At 71.0% G+C, this 19,573-nt stretch carries 15 protein-coding genes; 8 read left to right on the top strand and 7 right to left on the bottom strand.

The features are described 5' to 3' along the window. The first annotated feature begins 194 nt into the window (after nucleotides 1-194). Complete coding sequence (locus D7Y13_RS01045) at nucleotides 195-1,091, top strand: patatin-like phospholipase family protein (protein WP_120582476.1); 897 nt, start codon at nucleotides 195-197, stop codon at nucleotides 1,089-1,091. 27 nt (nucleotides 1,092-1,118) lie between these two features. On the opposite strand, the gene D7Y13_RS01040 is transcribed toward D7Y13_RS01045, so the two are convergent. Next, the gene (locus tag D7Y13_RS01040) at nucleotides 1,119-1,913 is read right to left on the bottom strand and encodes an NRDE family protein (RefSeq protein ID WP_120582475.1); all 795 of its coding nucleotides are present in this window, start codon (nucleotides 1,911-1,913) and stop codon (nucleotides 1,119-1,121) included. A 110-nt stretch (nucleotides 1,914-2,023) separates the two neighbouring features. On the opposite strand from D7Y13_RS01040, the gene metG reads away from it, so the two are divergent. The 3 genes from metG (at nucleotide 2,024) to D7Y13_RS01025 (ending at nucleotide 6,079) form a co-directional block, all read left to right on the top strand. After that, nucleotides 2,024-4,177: a methionine--tRNA ligase gene (gene metG, locus D7Y13_RS01035; RefSeq protein ID WP_120582474.1), complete on the top strand. Its 2,154-nt coding sequence runs from the start codon at nucleotides 2,024-2,026 to the stop codon at nucleotides 4,175-4,177. Between the two features lie 154 nt (nucleotides 4,178-4,331). After that, nucleotides 4,332-5,306, top strand: coding sequence for a HEAT repeat domain-containing protein (locus D7Y13_RS01030; RefSeq protein WP_199732673.1), 975 nt, complete (start codon nucleotides 4,332-4,334; stop codon nucleotides 5,304-5,306). Beyond that, nucleotides 5,303-6,079: a TatD family hydrolase gene (locus D7Y13_RS01025; RefSeq protein ID WP_120531104.1), complete on the top strand. Its 777-nt coding sequence runs from the start codon at nucleotides 5,303-5,305 to the stop codon at nucleotides 6,077-6,079. Before D7Y13_RS01030 ends, D7Y13_RS01025 begins: the two co-directional genes overlap by 4 nt. Here D7Y13_RS01025 and D7Y13_RS01020 read toward each other — a convergent pair. From D7Y13_RS01020 to D7Y13_RS01000, 5 genes are all read right to left on the bottom strand, one after another. After that, nucleotides 6,066-8,030, bottom strand: a complete 1,965-nt coding sequence (locus D7Y13_RS01020; RefSeq protein ID WP_120582473.1) for an HD domain-containing phosphohydrolase — start codon at nucleotides 8,028-8,030, stop codon at nucleotides 6,066-6,068. The two genes, D7Y13_RS01025 and D7Y13_RS01020, sit on opposite strands and share 14 nt — an antisense overlap. A 5-nt stretch (nucleotides 8,031-8,035) precedes the next feature. Continuing rightward, a complete protein-coding gene (locus tag D7Y13_RS01015; RefSeq protein ID WP_120582472.1) occupies nucleotides 8,036-9,565 on the bottom strand; it encodes a 3'-5' exoribonuclease YhaM family protein in 1,530 nt (509 codons plus the stop codon). A gap of 73 nt (nucleotides 9,566-9,638) precedes the next feature. Then, a complete protein-coding gene (locus D7Y13_RS01010; RefSeq protein WP_120531141.1) occupies nucleotides 9,639-10,778 on the bottom strand; it encodes a class I SAM-dependent rRNA methyltransferase in 1,140 nt (379 codons plus the stop codon). A 127-nt stretch (nucleotides 10,779-10,905) separates the two neighbouring features. Further along, nucleotides 10,906-11,277 carry a hypothetical protein gene (locus D7Y13_RS01005; protein ID WP_120531101.1) on the bottom strand — a complete coding sequence of 124 codons (372 nt, stop codon included), beginning with the start codon at nucleotides 11,275-11,277 and terminating at the stop codon, nucleotides 10,906-10,908. Between the two features lie 45 nt (nucleotides 11,278-11,322). Then, complete coding sequence (locus D7Y13_RS01000; RefSeq protein WP_120531100.1) at nucleotides 11,323-12,918, bottom strand: NAD(P)/FAD-dependent oxidoreductase; 1,596 nt, start codon at nucleotides 12,916-12,918, stop codon at nucleotides 11,323-11,325. A gap of 331 nt (nucleotides 12,919-13,249) precedes the next feature. Between D7Y13_RS01000 and D7Y13_RS00995 the strand changes: the two genes are divergently transcribed. Then, the gene (locus D7Y13_RS00995) at nucleotides 13,250-13,453 is read left to right on the top strand and encodes a hypothetical protein (RefSeq protein WP_233595317.1); all 204 of its coding nucleotides are present in this window, start codon (nucleotides 13,250-13,252) and stop codon (nucleotides 13,451-13,453) included. 140 nt (nucleotides 13,454-13,593) lie between these two features. On the opposite strand, the gene D7Y13_RS00990 is transcribed toward D7Y13_RS00995, so the two are convergent. Then, nucleotides 13,594-14,238 (bottom strand): diacylglycerol kinase, encoded by a 645-nt coding sequence (locus D7Y13_RS00990; protein ID WP_120531098.1) that lies wholly within the window; start codon nucleotides 14,236-14,238, stop codon nucleotides 13,594-13,596. Between the two features lie 80 nt (nucleotides 14,239-14,318). Here D7Y13_RS00990 and D7Y13_RS00985 point away from each other — a divergent pair, with 80 nt between their 5' ends. The 3 genes from D7Y13_RS00985 (at nucleotide 14,319) to D7Y13_RS00975 (ending at nucleotide 19,567) form a co-directional block, all read left to right on the top strand. Continuing rightward, the gene (locus D7Y13_RS00985; protein WP_120582471.1) at nucleotides 14,319-17,195 is read left to right on the top strand and encodes a golvesin C-terminal-like domain-containing protein; all 2,877 of its coding nucleotides are present in this window, start codon (nucleotides 14,319-14,321) and stop codon (nucleotides 17,193-17,195) included. Nucleotides 17,196-17,295: 100 nt separating this feature from the next. Next, nucleotides 17,296-18,306: a type I glyceraldehyde-3-phosphate dehydrogenase gene (gap, locus tag D7Y13_RS00980; RefSeq protein ID WP_120531096.1), complete on the top strand. Its 1,011-nt coding sequence runs from the start codon at nucleotides 17,296-17,298 to the stop codon at nucleotides 18,304-18,306. Between the two features lie 67 nt (nucleotides 18,307-18,373). After that, nucleotides 18,374-19,567 (top strand): phosphoglycerate kinase, encoded by a 1,194-nt coding sequence (locus D7Y13_RS00975; RefSeq protein WP_120531095.1) that lies wholly within the window; start codon nucleotides 18,374-18,376, stop codon nucleotides 19,565-19,567. The last annotated feature ends 6 nt before the right edge of the window (nucleotides 19,568-19,573 follow it).

The following is a 19,573-nucleotide window of genomic DNA, read 5'->3' as shown; positions in this document are numbered from 1 at the left end:
GGAACTTCCTGTTCCGGGGGCGGTCGTGTTTTCGCGGGCTGCCGGGTGGAGCGCGCCGGGCCGCAGGCGGGCCGCTGGATGGATCCGCGCGACGCCGAAGGAGGGCGACCGACCCGGGGGGCTGTGTCCCGGGCCGCGAGGCCGGGCAAGCGGGAACGGGGTAGGGTGCCCGGACTTCCCTCACAGGAGGATGCATGGGGCGGCGGCTGGGCGGGGTGTTGCTGGCGCTGATGGTGGGCTTCGGGGTCGCGTCGTGCCGGCACGGCGTGCGCGGGACGCCTTCGCGCACCTGCGTGGTGCTGTCGGTGGGCGGCACCAAGGGGCTCGCGCACGTGGGCGCGCTGGACGCGCTGGTGGCCCGGGGCATCCCCATCGACTGCGTGGTGGGCAACAGCATGGGCGCGGTGGTGGGCGGGCTCTATGCCGCCGAACCCCGGGGCCACCTGCGCGAGCGCTACCGGGCCTTCTTCGCGGACTACGAACAGGAGACGCGCAAGACGACCGCGACGCGGGGCGCGGTGGGCGCGGCGGTGGGCCTGCTGGCGGTGCTGGTGTCGGGAGGCGCGCTGGGCCCGGCCGTCGCGGCGGGCGCGCTGGGGGCGGCGGGCGGCGCGGGCACGGTGCCCCGGCTGAGCCATGAGCGCTTCACCCATGTGCTGGAGCGCTTCTACGCGGGAGCCCGGGTGGAGGACCTGCCCGTGCCCTTCGTCACCTTCCATCAGGCGCCCACGGATCAGGGCCTGCGGCTCATCACCGTCACGCACGGACCGCTGTCGGAGGCCGTCGCCGCGAGCGCCGCCAATCCGTTGCTGTTCGAGGACGCGTCGCTGGAGCGCATCGACCCGGGCGCGGACCGCGTGTCCGCGACCCCCATCCACGACGCCTGTCAGCTGTTCCCGGGTGCGCGGCTCATCGCCATCAACGTCACCGGCGAGCCGGCCTTCTACCGGGGGGACCTGGACTGCGACGTGCGGGAGATCCGCGTGGACGTGCCCGCGCCGCCCGTGGAGGCCTTCACCGGCCGGGGCCCCGCCTTCGAATCCGCCTACGACGCGGGCCGCGACGCGGTGATGCGGGCCCGGCTGGACTGAAAGTCCGGGACACCGCCGCGCGGGACTTCAAGCGGAGGTGAGCAGGCCCGTGACGTCGCGCCATCCGCCCTGGCAGGGCGACGTGTCCGTGGCCAGGTAGTGCCCCACGCGGCCGGGCGCCAGCGCGACGATGGCCGCCGAGCGCGTGCCGTACACCTCCGTGTGGATGCAGAGCGCCTGGAGCTGTTGGAGGAAGTCGGCGGGCAGGCCGTCCTCCGACAGGGGCCCCGTCGCCGCGTCCCGGGGCGGCAGGGCGTGGTCGGCCAGCGCTGCCTGGAGCCCCGTCACCAGCTCCGGCCACGGGCGCCCCGCCACGCCTTCAGCGAGCGCATGGGCCCGCGCCACCTTGGGCAGCGCCAGGTTGTCCAGGCTGTCGTTGGGCAGCACGTGCACGCCGGGCGGCACGTCCTCGTGCAGCAGGTGCGGATGACCCGGCCGTGCGTAGGCCACCCGGAGCACGCGCCCGTCCCCGTAGAGCAGGTTGAAGGGAAGGAACTCCGGGGCGGGCAGGGTGCCGAGGTAGCGCTCGATGGCCTCCACCGAACCGGCCTGGAGGGCGCGCAGGACCACCTCGCCCCTGGAGCGGGGGGCCGAGCCCAGACCGCGAGCGCCCCGCTGGTTCGTCAGGCCGACAAACACCCCTTCGTGGGTTACACCCATCCACGTTCCGCCCCGTTCCACGTCCTGGCCGCCCACCACGCGCGGGGACTCGGAGAGGACCTTCGGGCCGTGGGCCGGACGTGCGTAGAACTCATCCCGGTTGGCGGCGAGGACCAGCGGCCACTCGGGGTGGACGTCACGGAGGATGAGGACGGTGCACATGGTGGGCGGTCGATAACATCCACCATCGTGCCATGCACCTGCCGCGGCGCATGTTGGTCGATGACCTCGTTTCCCCGAGCGGCTATGGTCCGCCGCCCTCAGGAGAGTCCATGGCGGAGAGAATCCTCGTCACCAGCGCCCTTCCGTACGCGAACGGCGCCATCCACCTCGGCCACGTCGTCGAGTACGTCCAGACGGACATCTACGTCCGCTTCCTCCGCTCGTGCGGCCAGGACGTCGTCTATTTCTGCGCGGACGACACGCACGGCACGCCCATCGAGCTCAACGCCTCGAAGCTGGGCATCCCACCCGAGCAGTTCGTCGCGCGCTTCCACGACGAGCACCAGCGCGACTTCCGGGACTTCGACGTCCGGTTCGACTACTTCCACTCCACCAACTCACCGGAGAACCGCCAGTACGCGGAGCTCATCTACGGGCGCCTGAAGGACGCGGGCGACATCGACCGCCGCGACGTCGAGCAGGCCTACTGCGAGAAGGACAAGCGCTTCCTGCCGGACCGGTTCATCCGGGGCACCTGTCCCAACTGCAAGGCGGCGGATCAGTACGGCGACGCGTGCGAGAAGTGCGGCAAGACGTACAACCCCACCGACCTCATCGACGCGCACTGTGCCCTGTGCCGCACGCCGCCGGTGCGCCGCAACTCCGAGCACCTGTTCTTCCGGCTGTCGCGGCACGCGGACTTCCTCCAGGAGGTCTTGAAGCGCCCCGGCTTCATCCACCCGGGCCTCGCCACCCAGCTCCAGGGCTTCTTCGAGAAGGGCCTGTCGGACTGGGACATCAGCCGCGACGGGCCGTACTTCGGCTTCGCCATTCCGGGGGAGACTGACAAGTTCTTCTACGTGTGGCTGGACGCGCCCATCGGCTACATCGCGACCACGGAGAAGTGGGCGAAGGAGACCGGCCGCGCGAAGGATGCGCTGGAGTACTGGGCCAAGGACGCGCCCACGCGCATCGTCCACTTCATCGGCAAGGACATCGTCTACTTCCACGCGCTGTTCTGGCCCGCCGTGTTGAAGGTCGCGGGGTTCCACATCCCCAACGAGATCAAGGTGCACGGGCACCTGACCGTGAACGGGGAGAAGATGTCCAAGACCCGAGGCACCATGGTGCCGGCGCGGGACTATCTGGAGCAGCTGGACCCCAGCTACCTGCGCTACTTCTACGCGGCCAACCTGGGCGCCGGCGTGGAGGACCTGGACCTCAGCCTCAAGGACTTCCGCCTGCGGGTGAACGGCGAGCTGGTCAACAACGTGGGCAACCTGGCCAACCGCGCGCTGTCGATGCTGGCGGGACCGCTGGAGAAGAAGCTCGCGCCGGGCCGTCAGGAAGGGGCGGGGCGCACGCTGGTGGAGCAGGCCCTGGCCCGCGTGCCGGAGGTGCGCGAAGCGTTCGAGAAGCTGGAGTACCGCGCCGCCATCAAGATCATCACGGACATCGCGTCCACCGCGAACGCCTTCCTCCAGACGCAGGCCCCCTGGGCGCTGGTGAAGAAGGACGCGGAGGCCGCGCGGGCCGACCTGTCGGACGCGGCGGACGTGGCCTACCTGCTGGGCGCGCTCCTGGCCCCGGTGACGCCGCGCGTGTCGGAGCGGCTGTTCGCCCAGCTCAACGCACCGCCGCTGACGTTCCAGGCGCTCGCGACCGCGAAGTATCCACTTCTCGACCGTACCCGCCCGCTGGGCACGCCGGAGCCGCTGCTGCCCCGTCTGGAAGAGGACCGGGTCAACGCCATCATCAAGGCCCCCCCGGAATTGCCTGTGGCCGATTCCACCACTCCCGGGTCTGGGGGCAAGGACAAGAAGAAGGAGAAGAAGCCCGTGGAAGCGAAGACGCCTGAAGCCCAGCCCGCGGTGCCCACGACGCAGGCGTCTGCTGGCGCCGGTGCGGGCACGGGGACCGCGGAGGCCGGCCCCGCCGCGGACATCGAGTACGCGGACTTCGCGAAGGTGGTGCTGAAGGCGGGACGCATCGTGGCCGCGGAGAAGGTGAAGGGCGCGGACAAGCTGCTCAAGCTGGACGTGGACCTGGGCGAGGGCACGCCGCGCACCATCGTCTCCGGCATCGCGGAGGCCTACACGGCCGAGGCGGTGGCGGGCCGGCGCGTGGTGGTGGTGGCGAACCTGAAGCCGCGCAAGCTCAAGGGCATCGAGTCGCGCGGGATGCTGCTGACGGCCGGCTCGGGTGGCAAGGACCTGTCCCTGTTGGATCCGGGCGACGTGGCCCCTGGCAGTGACGTGAAGTAGGGCGGCTCCGTTCGCGGAAGGCGTCTGGGGCACGAAGCGCCGGGCGGTTCATCACCGCCCGGCGGTAACAAGAAATAGCCCGCGGCCGGACGGGTTGTTCCAGGAACACGACACACCGGGCGGTTCACCGCTCCCGGCAGCGAGGTGAGAAGACGTGGTGGACTGGCGTGCCGAACGGGATCGCGCCCTGCTGACCCTGGAGCGCGAGAAGCGTCCAGTGAGCCGGGCCGAGGCGGCGGATCTTCTCTTCCAACTGGCCTCCGAGGAGTCCGCGCACGTCGCGGAGTTCACGGACGCGCTGGTGCGACTGCTCGCGGATTCGCAGCCGGAGGTGCGCCGCTCCGGGGTGAGCCTCGCGTCGGTGGTGCTGCCGCCGGATCAGCTTCCGGACACGCTCCTGCCCCGCCTGCGCGACGAGGACACCCGGGTGCGGCTGGAGGCCACCGGGCGGCTGGCGGACCTGGCGCTGCCGCACGCGCGCGGGGCCCTGGCCGGCATGCTGGAGGACCCCACGCCGGAGGTGCGGTTCGAGGCCGCGCGCGGCATCGCCGCCCTCAAGCACCCCGCGGGCCTGGACGTGCTGGTGGCCGCGCTGGACGTGGACACGCTGCGCTTCCGGGCCCTGGGCGCGCTGGCGGAATTGGAGGACGTGCGGGCGCTGCCGGCGGTGAAGAAGCTGTTCGGCAAGTGGCTGCTGCCCGCGTTCGACAAGACGCAGGCGGCGGGCGTGCTGATGAAGCTGGGGGCTCCGGAGGGCGCGGACTGGCTGATGCAGCGCACGCGCAAGAAGTGGAGCGCGGACCGGGCGCTCGCGGTGGAGCTGTGCGGCGAGCTGAAGGTGCCGGGCGCGCTGGAGCGCTTGAAGGACATCCTCGAGGATGCGAAGGACCCCTGCCGTGGCGCCGCCGCGCGGGGCCTGGGCCGGCTGGGAGATGCCCGGGCGCTGCCCTGGCTGCTCTCCGTCCTGGAGAACCGCGCCGCCCCCGAGGATGACCGGCTGGACGCGGCGGATGGCGTGTGGCGCCTGGGCGTGGCGGAGGGGCAGGAGCGCGTGCGCGCGGCCGTGGCCACCTTCGCTTCGGAAGAGGCGCGGTTGGAGCTGGAAGAGCTGTTTCGGGAGGGCCCATGAGACTGGTCGACGCGCACTGCCACCTGGAGCCGAAGGACTACGCGGACGTGGCGGTGGTGCTGGAGCGCGCCCGGGCCGCCGGCCTGGTGCACGCGGTGCTGGTGGGGCAGTTCGAGAACCCCGGGGACTGGGGCAACGCGCTGGAGATCGCCGCCCGTCACCCGGACTTCCTGTCGCCCACGCTGGGCATCCACCCGCACGCGGCCGCCCGCGCCACCGAGGCGGACTTCGAGGTGCTGGAGCGCACCTGCGCCCGTCCGGAGCTGCGCGCGGTGGGCGAGGCCGGGCTGGACTACTACTACGACCACTCGCCCCGCGACGTGCAGGCCACCGTCTTCCGGCGCCAGTGCGCGCTGGCGAAGCGCCTGGGCAAGCCGCTGGTGGTGCACGTGCGCGACGCGCATGAGGACTGCGACGCGGCCCTGGCGGCCGAGGACGTCACGAACGGCGTCATCCACTGCTTCACCGGCGACACGGACGCGGCGCGGCGCTACCTGGACCGGGGCTTCTACCTGTCGCTGTCCGGCGTCATCACCTACAAGAAGACGGAGGCCCTCCAGGACGCGGTGCGCTTCGCGCCGCTGGAGCGCCTGATGGTGGAGACGGACAGTCCCTACCTCGCGCCCGTGCCGCACCGGGGCCGCAAGAACGAGCCCGCGCACGTGCTGGAGACGGCGAAGAAGATGGCGGAGCTGAAGGGCGTCCCGCTGGAGGAGGTGGCCAGCGTCACCACCGCCAACGCGGCCCGCCTCTTCAACCTCACCCTGCGCTGACCGCGCCGGCCAGGGCTTCCAGGTCCTGGTCGAGCTGCGGCATGTCCAGCAGCAGCGCGTCCGGATCGTAGAGGAAGTCCGCCTGCTTCAGCTTCAGCAGGGCCTGCAGCGCGGGTTCACCCGCGTGTCCGCCGAAGGAGGCGAAGACGACGCGGCCCCGCTCCAGGTGCAGGAAGCCCTCCAGCGTGTGGTGGCGCAGCTGGAGCCTGCCGCTCTTGCGGCCTCCGCCCAGCGTGCGGAGCAGCTCGCGCGGGGGCAGCTCGTCGAAGCTGCCGCGCACCACCCGGCCCGGGCCGTTGTGCTGCACCCGGTCCTGGAAGAGCGTGTGCACCGTGCGCGCGACCTCCGCCTTGTCGCCCGGAGCGAGCACCGCTGTCGCGCCCGCCATCAGCAGCCGCTCGCGCGCCTGCGCATCCGGCTCGCCCACCACGGCGATGGGCAGGCCCGCGCTCTCCGGCGCGGCGCGCGCGGCCTCCAGCAGGTCCAAAACCTCCTGCTGTCCCAGCCGCAGGCTCACCACCAGCACGTCGCAGTCCTGCCGCGCCAGGCCGTCCAGCGCGCCATCCAGCGTGGACAGCGCGTGCGCGACCAGCTCCTGCTTGAGCACCGCCTCCAGCAGCTCGCCGCGCGTCGTCTCATCCGGTTCCGCGATGAGCACCTGCCGGCCCTCGCTGGTCAGTCGGTGCACCAGCAGCTCCCCGCTCTGGAGCTGGCCGACGATGTCCGCCACCACCGGGTCGTAGAGGATGCCCGCGTGCTTGCGCAGGTGCTCCAGCGCCTGCTGCTTGGTGAAGACGCGGCCGTGCGCGTTGCCCGGGTTCTTGGTCAGCTCCAGGAAGCTGTCCACTGCGGCCAGGATGCGCGCGCCCAGGGTGATGTCCTCGCCCTTGGCGCCCTGGGGCGTGCCGGAGCCGTCCCAGGCCTCGTAGAGCTGCGCGAGGATGGTGTTCACCTGCGTGGGCAGGTGCACCGTCTCGAAGAGCTTCGTCGGCGCGCGGTAGCTGGCCTTCGCCTGGGCCTTCCACTCCGCGTTCGCCGCGTTGCTCGCCAGCGAGAAGTGCCGCTCCGCGGGCTTGCCCAGGTCGTGCAGGTACGCGGCGATGGAGAGCGCCGCCAGCTCCTTGTGGGGCATGCCCATGCGCTGCCCGACGATGCCCGCCTGCCGCGCGAGCTGCGCCGAGTGTCCCCGGTGCCGCGGCCGGTCCTGCTCCAAGAGGCCCACCATCAGGCTCAGCGTCTCCACGTAGTCGGAGTCGCTGATGAGTCCGCGCGGGCCACCCGGTTCTCGCCGCTGCGTGGCGGCCCGCACCTGGGTGCCGCTGCCGGGCCCCCGCAGGCGCATCCGCGCGTCCGTCTCCAGCCGCATCTGCAGGCTGGTGGTGGTGCTGCGCCCGGGGGAGGTGCCGCTGCGGCCGGAGTCGGAGCTTCCGTTGTTGCTCGCGGGGGCTTCCGGACGCCGGGGCCCGCCGCCGTGCGGACCCTCCAGGAGCGCGGTGAACGCGGTGGGGTCGCCGTAGTAGTGCTTGCGGATGGCGGCGGAGATGGCGCTGCGCAGGCCGATGTACGCGTAGACCTCCGACATGTTGGTGACGAGCGCGATCTCGTCGAGCAGCGACTTGTTCTGCGGCTCGGCGGCCACCACCGACAACAGCCGGCGCTCCGGATCAATGGCCAGCGGAAGCACGTTCTGCGCTTCCGCCAGCCGCACCGGCAGCTTGTCGAGCACCTTCGTGTCGATGCGGACCTTGGCCAGCTTGTCCGCGGTGACGAAGCGGGTCTGGAACTCGTTGGCCAGGAGCCGCAGCAGCGCGGCCTCCTGGAGCAGGCCCAGCTCCACCAGACAGTCCCCCAGCTTGTGGCCGGTGATCTTCTGGTGCTCCAGTCCCTGCTCCACGGCCCCTGGCGTCACGAGGCCGGCCTCAATCAACCGCTCTCCCAGCCGCTTCGCCATGGACTTCAGCCCTCCGAGGAGCCCTCGCCTTCACCACCGGACTTCGCGGGCGCGGACGGCGCCAGCGCGCTGAACGGCTTGAAGGTCAACTCGCCGGGCAGGTTCTTGGGGTCGCGCGGCGGACGGTCCTCGCGCGGCGGACGGGCCGGACGCTCCTCGCGGGGCGGACGGTCCTCGCGCGGGGGACGCTCGGCGCGAGGCTCGCGCGGAGGACGCGGCGGACGCTCCGGACGGGCCTCCTTCGCCTCGGTCGCGGGAGCGCTGGTGCCCTCGGCGCCAGCAGGCGCCTGCGGAGCCTTGTCGCCCCGGGCCTTGCGCTTCTCCTCGCGGTGCTTGCGACGGCCGCTGCCACCTTCCACGGGCGCACGGCCGCGACCGGTGGGCACGGAGCCCTTCCAGAGCGCGCGATCATAGGCCCGCAGGTGCTCCGTCCAGCGCTCGTTCGGATCGCGCTGCATGGCCTCCACCCACGAGGAGATGCGTGTGTCGAGCGCGCTGAGCGAATCGACGATCTGCGCCTCCAGCGTCAGCGGCACCCGGGCCCCGGCGGAACCCCCCGCGCCCTGCTGGGAGATCGCCAGGTGCGTCAGGTGCTGCTCCAGGAGGGGAGGGAAGCCGGGGATGCCCAGCGTCTTCTCGCGGATCTTCTGCGCCGCCAGCACCGCGTGGCCCACGAGCCGACCCTCGTCGGTGTTCTCGAAGCCCTTGTCGGAGGACCCCTCGCCCGCCTTCATCACGTCGTGCAGGAACGCGCCCGCCAGCAGCAGGTCGCGGTCCGCCATGGGGTAGTGGTCCGACACGCGCAGCGTCAGGCGCATCACTGACAGGACGTGCTCGGAAAGGCCTCCGCGCCACGCGTGGTGCACGCCCTTGGCCGCCGGAGCGACGGGCAGTCCCGCCGACACCTGCGCGTCGTCCAGGAACGCCACCAGCAGCTGCTTCACGTACGGGTCGTTGACGCGCTCGTTGATGAACTCGCGGATCTGCCCCACCGCGCGCGGGCCACCGCCGCCCTCGTGACGGGCTTCCGGCTTGGGCTCGCGGGGCTCCTTCGCCGCCTCGGGGGCCTTGGCCTCCCTGGGCTCCTTCGCTTCGCGCGGCTCCTTCGCTTCGCGGGGCTCCTTGGCCTCCGCGGCGGGCTTCGCCTCGGCGGGAGGGGCCGCGGGCGGCTCGAACTCCTTGGGGTCGAGCGGCTCCGGATCCAGCCGCTCCACGGCCTCCACCACCACCTGGGTGCGGCCGTGGAAGACGATGACGCCGCCCTGCACGAGGACGTAGTCGCCGCTCTGGAACGTGGGCTCGAGCGCGTCCACCTTGTCGAAGACGCGGGCGTCGACGGTGCCGCTCTTGTCGGCCAGGGACAGCGAGAGGAACACCTTGCCGCTGCGCGCGTTCACCTTCTCCTTCTTGGTGACGCGGAAGACGGTGTTGACGCGGTCCTTCTCGCGCAGGTCGACCGCGTACACCTTGCGGACGGTCTCGACGGAAGCCTCCGGGGTGGAAGACGCGGCCTGGGTTTCGTTTTCGGTAGTCATCGCGGCGCGGACACTACCACCGGAGGGGGCCCTCCAGGCGAGACAAGTCGCTCAGGGCCCCTCGGGTGTCCGCTCAGCTCACCTCGAGCGCCACCGCCTCCAGGTACTCGGCGCCCGGGGAGCCGACCGGCACCGGGTGGTCGGGCGGCAGGCCCATCCGCACCAGCCGGAAGGCGATGCGCGCCTCCAGCTCACACGCCGTGGCCACGGCCTCCGTGAACGACCCCAGGGCCAGCGGTGGGTGATAACCGACCACCAGGAGCCTGCCGCCATGGCGGGTGCGCCGGAGGGCCAGGCGCACCTGTTCGATGAAGTCCTCCTCGGCGGCCACCCCCAGCGTGTCCAGCAGCACCAGGTCGAAGGTGTCCTTGAGGGCCCGCAGCACGGCCAGGGGCTCGCCCTGTTCCACCGTCACCCTGCCGAGCAGTCCGTTCGCCTCCGCGTTCTCGCGCGCCAGGTCCGCGGAGTCCGCGTTGCCGTCGAAGGCGAGGATCTGCTTGGCCCCATGTCTGCCCGCGTGGACGAAGAGGCCGCCCACGTTGCAGGCCACATCCAGCACGCGGTCCCCGTTGCCGGTGCGGCCCAGGAAGCGGCGCAGCTCGCGGTGATCATACCCGTAGCCCGTGCCCCGGCCGTACGTGAGGTCCACGGTGAAGCGCGCGCCCATCTCCAGCAGGCGGCACCAGCGCGGCGGCGTCCCGTACATCACGTGCGGTCGCTGCGCGGGCAGGCCCAGGGCCTTGCGCCGGTGCGTGTCGTTGCGCAGCAGCACGGAGGCCGCTCCCGTCACCTCGCCCAGCGTGCGGGTGATCTCCTCCTGGCGCGCGTCCATGGAGCGCGTGAGCGTCTGCACGACGAAGTGCTGATCATACCGGTCCACGATGAGGCCGGGCAGCCCGTCGCCGTCGTCGTTGACGATGCGGCAGAAGCGCGGGTCGTCCACCAGGCGCGCGCGGCGCTCGAAGGCGTGGCGCACGTGGCGGGGGATGAGCCCCTCCACGGCCTCGTCCGGCAGGCCCAGGCGGCGCACGGCGTAGGACGCCTCCAGGTCCACGTCACCCAGGCCCAGGACCTGTCCATCCTCGTCCTTGAGCTGCATGGGCGTGCCGGGCTCCGGCTCGCCCTCCATGGAGACGATGTCCTCGCGGCGCAGCCAGGGCGCTCCATGGCGAAGCTTCCGGGCGGCTTCTCGGGACAGGTAGGTGCTGAGCAAGGTGCGGTCCTCCTCCAGCGCGATGGAAGGCACCCTGGAGGGCGCCTTCCCTGGAAGATGGGCCGTGTGGGGCCTGCTGTCGGCGGGGGCCTTCCCGCTGCCCCGGAGGGCAGGGGAGGAAGCGGCGTCAGGGGACGGGCGGGGGCCGCTTGTAGGCCTTGAACGTCACCCGCGTGAGCATTCCGCTGACCACCAGGGCCAACGCGATGCCCAGCATGCGCACATTCCAGGAACTGCCCATGACAAGCAGCACGAGCGCGAACACGCCCACCGCCACCGCGCCCAGCACCGTGAGCGTCTGGGCCCGGGAGTCCTTCGCGGCCTGGGGCCTGCGGGCGTGGGCCAGGACGGGCAGCGAGGACGCCTTGCGCCACTTCTCCGAGCCGTCCTCGCGCACCTCGTCGTCGGGGTCCACCAGCCCCTGCACGTAGGCGCGCTCGATGTCGCCCAGCGAGGGGAACATCAGCTCTCCGTCAGGGGTGCGCACGCGGTACGCCATGGGTTCTTCCCTCCCCGGCCACCCTGCCCGGAAGGGGAGGGGACCTCAAGTCAGCTCGGTGGCAATCTGCTCAGCGATGCGCAGTCCATCAATGGCGGAGGACACGATGCCGCCCGCGTAGCCGCAGCCCTCGCCCGCCGGATACAGGCCGCGCATGGACACCGACTGCAGGTCGTTGCCCCGGGTGATGCGCACCGGAGAGCTGGTGCGGCTCTCGATGCCGATGAGCTTGCCCTCGTCGCTGATGAAGCCGCGCATCTTCTTGTCGAAGGTGCGCAGCGCCGCCTTGAGCGACTGCGTCAGCCGCTCCGGGAACAGTTGATTCAGGTCCGTGTGCGCCAGGCCCGGGCGGTAGCTGGTGTCACCGGGGTCCTTCTTCACGCGGCCGGCCAGGTAGTCCGGGATGGTCTGCGCGGGCGCGAAGAAGCGGCCTCCGCCCAGCTTGTAGGCCTTCTCCTCCCAGTGGCGCTGGAACTCCAGGCCCGCCAGCGGACCCCGGAAGCCCTCGCGCTCGAAGTCGGCCACGGACACGGACACGACGATGCCCGCGTTGGCGAACTTCGCGTTGCGCCGCGAGTTGCTCATGCCGTTGGTGCACTGCAGCCCGTCCTGCGTGGGCGTGGGCACCACGATGCCGCCGGGGCACATGCAGAACGAGTAGACGCCGCGCACCTCGCCGTCCACGTCCAGGTTCTCCGCCAGCTTGTAGTCCGCGGGCGGCAGCTTCGAGTGCTTCGCGGCGGCGCCGTACTGGATGCCGTTGATGAGCGACTGCGGGTGCTCCGCGCGGAAGCCCAGCGCGAAGGGCTTGGCCTCCACGCTCACCTGTCCGTCGGCGGCGAAGCGCTCGTACAGCTCGCGCGCGGAGTTGCCCGGCGCCAGGATGACGCGGTCGCTCTCCAGCGTGCGCCCGTCCGCCATCTTCACGCCCGCGATGTGGCCGTCGCGGTAGAGCAGGTCGTCCACGCGCTGCTCGAAGTGCACCTGGCAGCCGCCCGCGATGAGCTCGTCGCGCAGCTTCGCCACCGCGCCGGGCAGCAGGTCCGAGCCGATGTGCGGCTTGCCCTCGATGAGGATGTGATCCGGCGCGCCGTAGCGGGCGAACGCCTCGATGACCTTGCGCACCATGGGGTGGTTGATGCGCGTGGACAGCTTGCCGTCCGTGTACGCGCCCGCGCCGCCCTCGCCGAAGTTCATGTTGCTCTCCGGATCCAGGGACCCGTCGCGCATGAGCTTCGCCACGTCCTTGCGGCGCGTCACCACCTCGCGGCCGCGCTCCAAGAGGATGCTGCGCACGCCGCGCTCCAGCAGGCCCAGCGCGCAGAACAACCCGGCGGGTCCGGTGCCGATGATCAGCGGCAGCTTCTCCGGCTCCTTCACGCGCGGCAGCAGCTCCGGCGGGGGCGGCGCTTCGCTGACATCCGGCGGCAGCTTCGGCGCCTTCCTGCCCGGCGCCAGCTCCACCTCCAGCGTGTAGATGTAGCGCGGGCTGCCCTTCTTGCGCGCATCCAGCACCGAGCGCACCACGCGCACGGAGGAGAGGTCGCTCCGGGTGACCCCCAGCTTCTCCGCGGCGCGCTGGCCGAGCAGCTCCTCCGGCTCGTCCAGCCACAGCCCGATGTTGTTCACCCGGTACGCCATCTTGGTTTTGCTCCTCGGTGGGGGCGCGTATGTGCTCCAGCCACCCCAGGGAATGCAAGCACTTGAAAAGACGAGACGCTCGTCCGCAGGCCCCAGGGTAGGTGCGTACCCGCTGATGCACCCTGCTTCCCCTTCGCGGGCGGAGCGGACGTCCGGGTGCGTAACCCCCTTCGCACCTTCCACTTCCCGTGCCGTCCACTTCCGGGCTTCAACCCCTGGGGACTGTTGGGGAATCCGTTTGGAAGAGAACGACTGGCACGCCGGTTGAACTCAGCAGCCGAGTGATGACGCGGCGCCCGTTGGCCTGGGCCCGATTCCGGAGGCAATTCCCGTGAGCACCGACCAAAAGGGCACCCGTATCCTGGCGCGCACCTTCTTCAATCAGCTGCGCGCAGCCGGCTACACGCCGCACCAGGTCATCGGCATCGCGACGGAGCTGCTGGAGCTGGTCACCACCGACCTGCGGGAGGGCGACAAGGCAGGTGCCACCCAGCCGACACCCGAGGCCGTGCCGGAGTGGCAGCAGCGCGCGTAGCCCGTTAGGATGCACGACAGACCCTCGCGGGTGAGCGGGCTCCGGACCGGTTCCGGGGTCCCCGCCCGCAAGGTGGTGGGAGCGAACCGGCGACCGCCGGTTTTTTTGTCTCCACGCTTCAGGATTTGACGCGCTGTGTCTCAGGGCTGGGGATGGCGCCTGCGCTCGCGGGCCGCCGCTCCGGCGATGAAGAGCAGCGCGGCGGTGAGCGCGGTGAAGACGAGGCTGGCGGAGGTGGGCGCCGTCAGCGCGAGCAGGCCGCAGCCGGTGAGGAACGCGAGCACATCGACGGCCACGGGCCGAGGCTGGGGCAACACGAGCACCGTGGCGCATCCGGCCAGGGGCAGCCCCAGCGCGACCTGCCGGAAGATGGCGTCGGTGTTGGTGCGCACCGTCTCCCAGTAGTTGATGAGGATGGCGGCGAAGATGACGACGGTGCCCCCGGCGAGCACGAGCACGCCCGCGGCGGCCGCGTCCTTGGTGAGCCGGGCCTTCTCGTCGAACTGCTGCACGGCCAGGTCGACCAGCTGCTCCAGCGCGCTGTTGAGGATCTCCGCGAAGAAGATGAGCAGCACGCAGAAGATGAGCGTCACCTTCTCCGCGAGCCCCAGGGGGATGCCGCTGCCCACCAGCCCCACCAGCACGCCGGAGATGAGGTGGATGCGCATGTTGCGCTGCCAGGCGACGGTGTGGATGAGGCCCGCCCACGCATGTCCGAACGAGGCGAACAGTCCGTTGCTGCGGCGGGAGGGAAACTGGGGACGGTGTGGTGCAGGAACGGTCATCGGAGGGTGAAGGGTGCGGCAGGCTAGCACCCACGGGTCCGATTGCCGCTCCTGAGTGAACGGGTAAGGTCGGCCGCGTGATGCGAACGTCCTTTCCGTCCTGGTCGCGCTCGGTGGCGCTGGCCCTGCTGTGCACCGGTGCCGTCGCGCGAGCGCAGGCCGCCGCCCCCCCGAGCTTCGAGGGGGATGATCTGGGCCTGGAGCCGCCGGGTGTTCACTATCTGCCAGCACCGGAGCCCCGGGCGCACGAGCAGCACCGGCTGTCCTCCCAGGAACCACCGGTGGTGCGGCGTGAAGCGCGGGGCGCCAAAGCCAACGTGAAGACGGCCGGCGTGCCGCAGACGCGCCTGGGCGAGGGCGCGCTGTCCGGCAAGGTCATCTACCTGAGCCCGGGACACGGCTTCTACCGGGACAACGGGCTGAAGCGCTGGGCGACGCAGCGGGGCAACACCTGGGGCGTGGTGGAGGACTTCATCTCCGCGGAGGTGGTGTCCCAGGAGCTGCTGCCCCTGCTGGTGGGCGCGGGCGCCACGGTGGTGCCGGTGCGGGAGACGGACCTGAACCCGCTGCTCGCCATCGTGGATGACGGTCAGGCGGGCTACGCGGAGGCTGGTGACGCTGGGCGCTTCCATGCCTCCGAACAGAAGGGCTGGGGCGCTCCGCCCGTGCCCATGGCCAACAACGTGGAGCCTTTCACGCTGGGCACCACGCGCACGCTGGACACGGCGGCCACCGTCACCGCGAGCGCGACGTGGACGCCGGACGTGCCGGCGGACGCGGCCTACAACGTCTATGTCTCCTACGGCGCGGACCCTACGCGCGCGCAGGATGCGCACTACGTCGTGAAGCACGCGGGCGGGGAGAGTCACTTCCGCGTGAACCAGCGCCGCCACGGCGGGACATGGGTGCTGCTGGGCCGCTTCTACTTCAAGGCGGGGCAACACCCGGACTCGGGCGCGGTGGAGCTGCGGAACGACTCGGCGGCGGGCACGGGCGCGACGCTGTCGGTGGACGCGGTGCGGCTGGGCGGCGGCCGGGGGCTCATGGGAGACGCGGCGCAGGGACCGCTTCCGCGTCCGCGCTTCGAGGAGAGCGCGCGCTACCACGTGCAGTACAGCGGGGCGCCCTTCACCGTGTACGCACCGACGGGGGCCAATGCGCTGTCCAACGAGCGCAACGCGGACGTGACGGCCCGGCCGCGCTTCGCCGCGTGGCTGCACGAGGAGGGCGAGGACGCCGTCTACGTGGCGTGGCACACCAACGCGTCCACCACCGGCAACGTGGTGGGCACGGAGGCGTACGTCTACGGGCCGAACCCGGTGGACGGCACCCTCAACTTCACGGGCGTGAAGGACAGCGACGTGATGGCCAGGGCGCTGCTAGCGCAGATTGAGACGGACCTGAAGCGCGAGGTGGATCCGGCCTGGCGGGTGCGCACCCTGCGCTCGGCGAACCTGGGCGAGGTGAACCCCACGCACAACCCGGAGATGCCCAGCGTGCTGCTGGAGATGGCGTACCACGACAACACGGCGGACGCGGCGAAGCTCAAGGAGGCCCGCATCCGCCACGTGGCCGCGCGCGCCATCGTGCAGGGCCTCATCAAGTACTTCGCGGCCCGTGACAGCGTGGCGGTGCACCTGCCGCCGGAGGCCCCGGGCGCGGTGGCCGCGCGCAACGCGACGCCGGGCGCGGTGGAGGTGAAGTGGACCGCGCCGCCGCAGGTCGCCTCGGAGCAGGGCACGGATGCGCCGACGGGCTACCGCCTCTACCAGAGCGCGGATGGCCGGGCATGGGACGAGGGCACGGCGGTGACGAACACCGAGGCCACCGTCACGCTGGCCGCCGGCACGCTGCGCTACTTCCGCGTCGCCGCGGTGAACGCGGGCGGCGAATCGTTCCCGTCCGCCACGGTGGGCGTGCGCGTGGGGGATGCCCCGCGCGCGCTGCTCGTCAACGCGTACGAGCGGCTGGACGCGACGGTGGCCTGCGGTGAGACGCTGACGCCGTATGATTTGTCCGCCCCGCTGCGCGTCTACCTGGAGGCGATGAACGACGGCAGCTACCTGCGCCAGCACGGCGCGGCGTTCGCCCAGGCGGCGGTGGCCTTCGACAGCGCGACGGGCAACGCGGTGGCGACAGGGCTCGTGTCCCCTTCGGGCTACCAACTGGTGGACTGGTCCACCGGGCGCGGCGGCGTGGAGGGCGCGGGGCTGACGCGCACCGAACAGGACGCCCTGCGCGCGTTCGTCACCGGGGGCGGACACTTGATGCTGTCGGGTGGCCGCACCGTGTCCGCGCTCGCGGCGGGCAGCGCGGAGGATCAGCTCTTCCTTTCAGACATCCTGAGGGCCTCCATCGGCACGGGGGCGCCGGTGCTTCGGCTGGAGGGCTCGGTGGGCGGCTTCCTCTCGGACCTGACCGCCACGCCGCTGGACGACGGGACGCTCGGGGCCTATCCGGTGGGCGTCACCGACGTGCTGGCGCCGACGGGCGGGGGCAGGGACGTGCTGCGCTACGCCGGGACGGCGCTGGGCGCGGGGCTGGTGTCCGGCACGGCGCCGGCGGGACAGGTGCTGGTGCTGGGCTTCCCCTTCGAGGGCCTCGCGTCGAACCGGGAGCGGTCGCGGCTGGTGGGCGCGTTCCTGGCGACGACGGGGCTCGCCCCGGCGCCCCCCCTGCCGGACGCGGAGGTGACGCCGGCGGTGAGTCCCCGGCCGCTGACGTCCTGCGTGGCGGTCCAGGAGCGCAATCCCCATCCTCCCGTGGATCCGCCGGTGGAGCCGCCCCCTCCCGAACCGACGGTCGTTCCGTTGCTGCCAAACGAATATTTCGGCAAGGCGGACACCGGCTGTGGATGCGGGGCGGCGGAGGCGGGAACGGCCTCCGGGCTCTGGCTGTTGGTCGGGGTGATTGTTCAGCTCCGGCGTGCGCGCGCGAAGGCCCACGCGAAGCGTTGACTCGGCGGGGGCGCCTGCCTACGGTCGCCCGCCTTCTTTACGAGACTCATGACGGGTGGGCCGTGAGGGCCCACTCCTGCTGACCAGGAGAACGGACACCATGGCCACCAAGATCGCCATCAACGGCTTCGGACGTATCGGTCGCTGCATCCTTCGCGCCGCGCTCAGCCGCAAGGAAGACCTCGAGATCGTCGCCATCAACGACCTCGACAAGCCGTCGGCGCTGGCCCACCTGTTCAAGTACGACTCCGTGCACCGCACGTGGCCGGGCGAGGTGAAGGCGACGGACAAGGGCATCGTGGTGGACGGGCGGGAGATCGCCGTCACCGCGGAGAAGGACCCCACGGCGCTGCCCTGGAAGTCGATGGACGTGGACGTGGTCCTGGAGTGCACGGGCCGCTTCACCGGCCGCGAGGGCGCGGAGAAGCACCTCAAGGCGGGCGCGAAGAAGGTCATCATCTCCGCGCCGGCCAAGGGCCCGGACCTGACCATCGCGTACGGCATCAACCACGATCAGTACGACGCGAAGAAGCACCACATCGTGTCCAACGCCTCGTGCACCACCAACTGCCTGGCGCCCATCGCCAAGGTGCTGGTGGACAACTTCGGCATCGAGCACGGCCTGATGACGACGGTGCACAGCTACACCAACGACCAGCGCATCTTGGACCTCACCCACGAGGACATGCGCCGCGCCCGCGCCGCCGCGCTCTCCATGATCCCCACCAGCACCGGCGCCGCGAAGGCCATCGGTGAGGTCATCCCGGAGCTCAAGGGCAAGATGCACGGCATCTCCGTGCGCGTGCCCACCCCGAACGTGTCGCTGGTGGACCTGACGGTGAACACCACCAAGAAGGTCACCGCGGAAGCGGTCATCGAGGCGTTCCGCAAGGCGGCGGCCACGCAGCTCAAGGGCGTGCTGGAGTTCAGCGACGCGCAGACGGTGTCGGTGGACTACAACGGCAACCCGCACTCGGCCATCTTCGACGCCACGAACTGCTTCGTGATGGGCGACACCATGCTCAAGGTCATGGCCTGGTACGACAACGAGTGGGGCTTCTCCAACCGCATGGTCGACACGGCGAAGTTCCTCGTGTCCAAGGGCCTGTAGTCGTCAGGCACGGCTTCGCATTCCGGCACCGTTGGGCTGACCGAGACAGGGCAAGGGGCACCAAAAGATGATCCGCTACATCGATGACCTGCAGTTGACCGGCAAGCGCGTCTTCATCCGCGTGGACTTCAACGTCCCCATGGAGGGCCGCCGCATCACCGACGACACCCGCATCCGCGAGGCGCTTCCCACCATCAAGCGCGCGCTGGAGATGGGCGGCAAGGTCATCCTGGCGTCCCACCTCGGTCGGCCCAAGGGCCCGGACCCCAAGCTGTCGCTGGAGCCGGTGGCCGCGAAGCTCGTGGAGCTGCTGGGCGGCAAGCACGAGGTCATCCTCACGGATGACAGCGTGGGCGACGGCGTGAAGAAGCAGGTGAAGGAGCTGAAGGAAGGGCAGGTGGTCCTCCTGGAGAACCTGCGCTTCCACAAGGAGGAGGAAGCCAACGACGAGGCCTTCTCGCGCGAGCTGGCGGCGCTGGCGGACGTCTACGTCAACGACGCGTTCGGCACGGCGCACCGCGCGCACGCGTCCACGGCGGGCATGGTGCCGTTCGTGAAGGAGAAGGCGGCCGGCTTCCTGATGCGCAAGGAGATCGAGTACCTGGGCGACAAGGTGCTCAAGAACCCGGCGAAGCCCTTCGTGGCCATCCTGGGCGGCTCCAAGGTGAGCGACAAGATCAAGGTCATCGAGAGCCTGCTGCCCAAGGTGGACGCGCTGCTCGTGGGCGGCGCGATGGCGTACACCTTCCTCAAGGCGCAGGGCATCGAAGTGGGCAAGAGCCGGGTGGAGGAGGGCGACAAGCTGGCGCTGGCGGCGAAGCTCTTGGACACGGCGAAGCGGCTGAAGACGCCGCTGGTGCTGCCCATCGACCACATCGTCGGCACGGGGCCCACGGCGGACAGCGTGGCCAAGGAGACGCCCGACCAGGTCATCCCGGCGGACATGATGGGTCTGGACATCGGGCCCAAGACGCGCGCGATGTTCACGCAGCGCATCCGCGACGCGAAGACGGTGGTGTGGAACGGGCCCATGGGCGTCTTCGAGGTGGCGAAGTTCGCGGAAGGCACGAAGTCGGTGGCGGTGGCCATGTCCATCAACACGCAGGCCACGACGGTCATCGGCGGTGGCGACAGCGCGGCGGCGGTGGAGCAGATGGGCTACGCGGACAAGATGAGCCACGTGTCCACGGGCGGCGGGGCGTCGCTGGAGTTCCTGGAGGGCAAGGAGCTGCCGGGCATCAAGGCGCTGGAGACGAAGTAGGCGGCA

Origin of the sequence: Corallococcus praedator, from assembly GCF_003612125.1 — a bacterium.
Taxonomy (GTDB): Bacteria; Myxococcota; Myxococcia; order Myxococcales; family Myxococcaceae; genus Corallococcus; species Corallococcus praedator.
The sequence above is the reverse complement of the archived record's forward strand: the minus strand, read 5'-3'. Positions and strand labels throughout refer to the sequence as shown.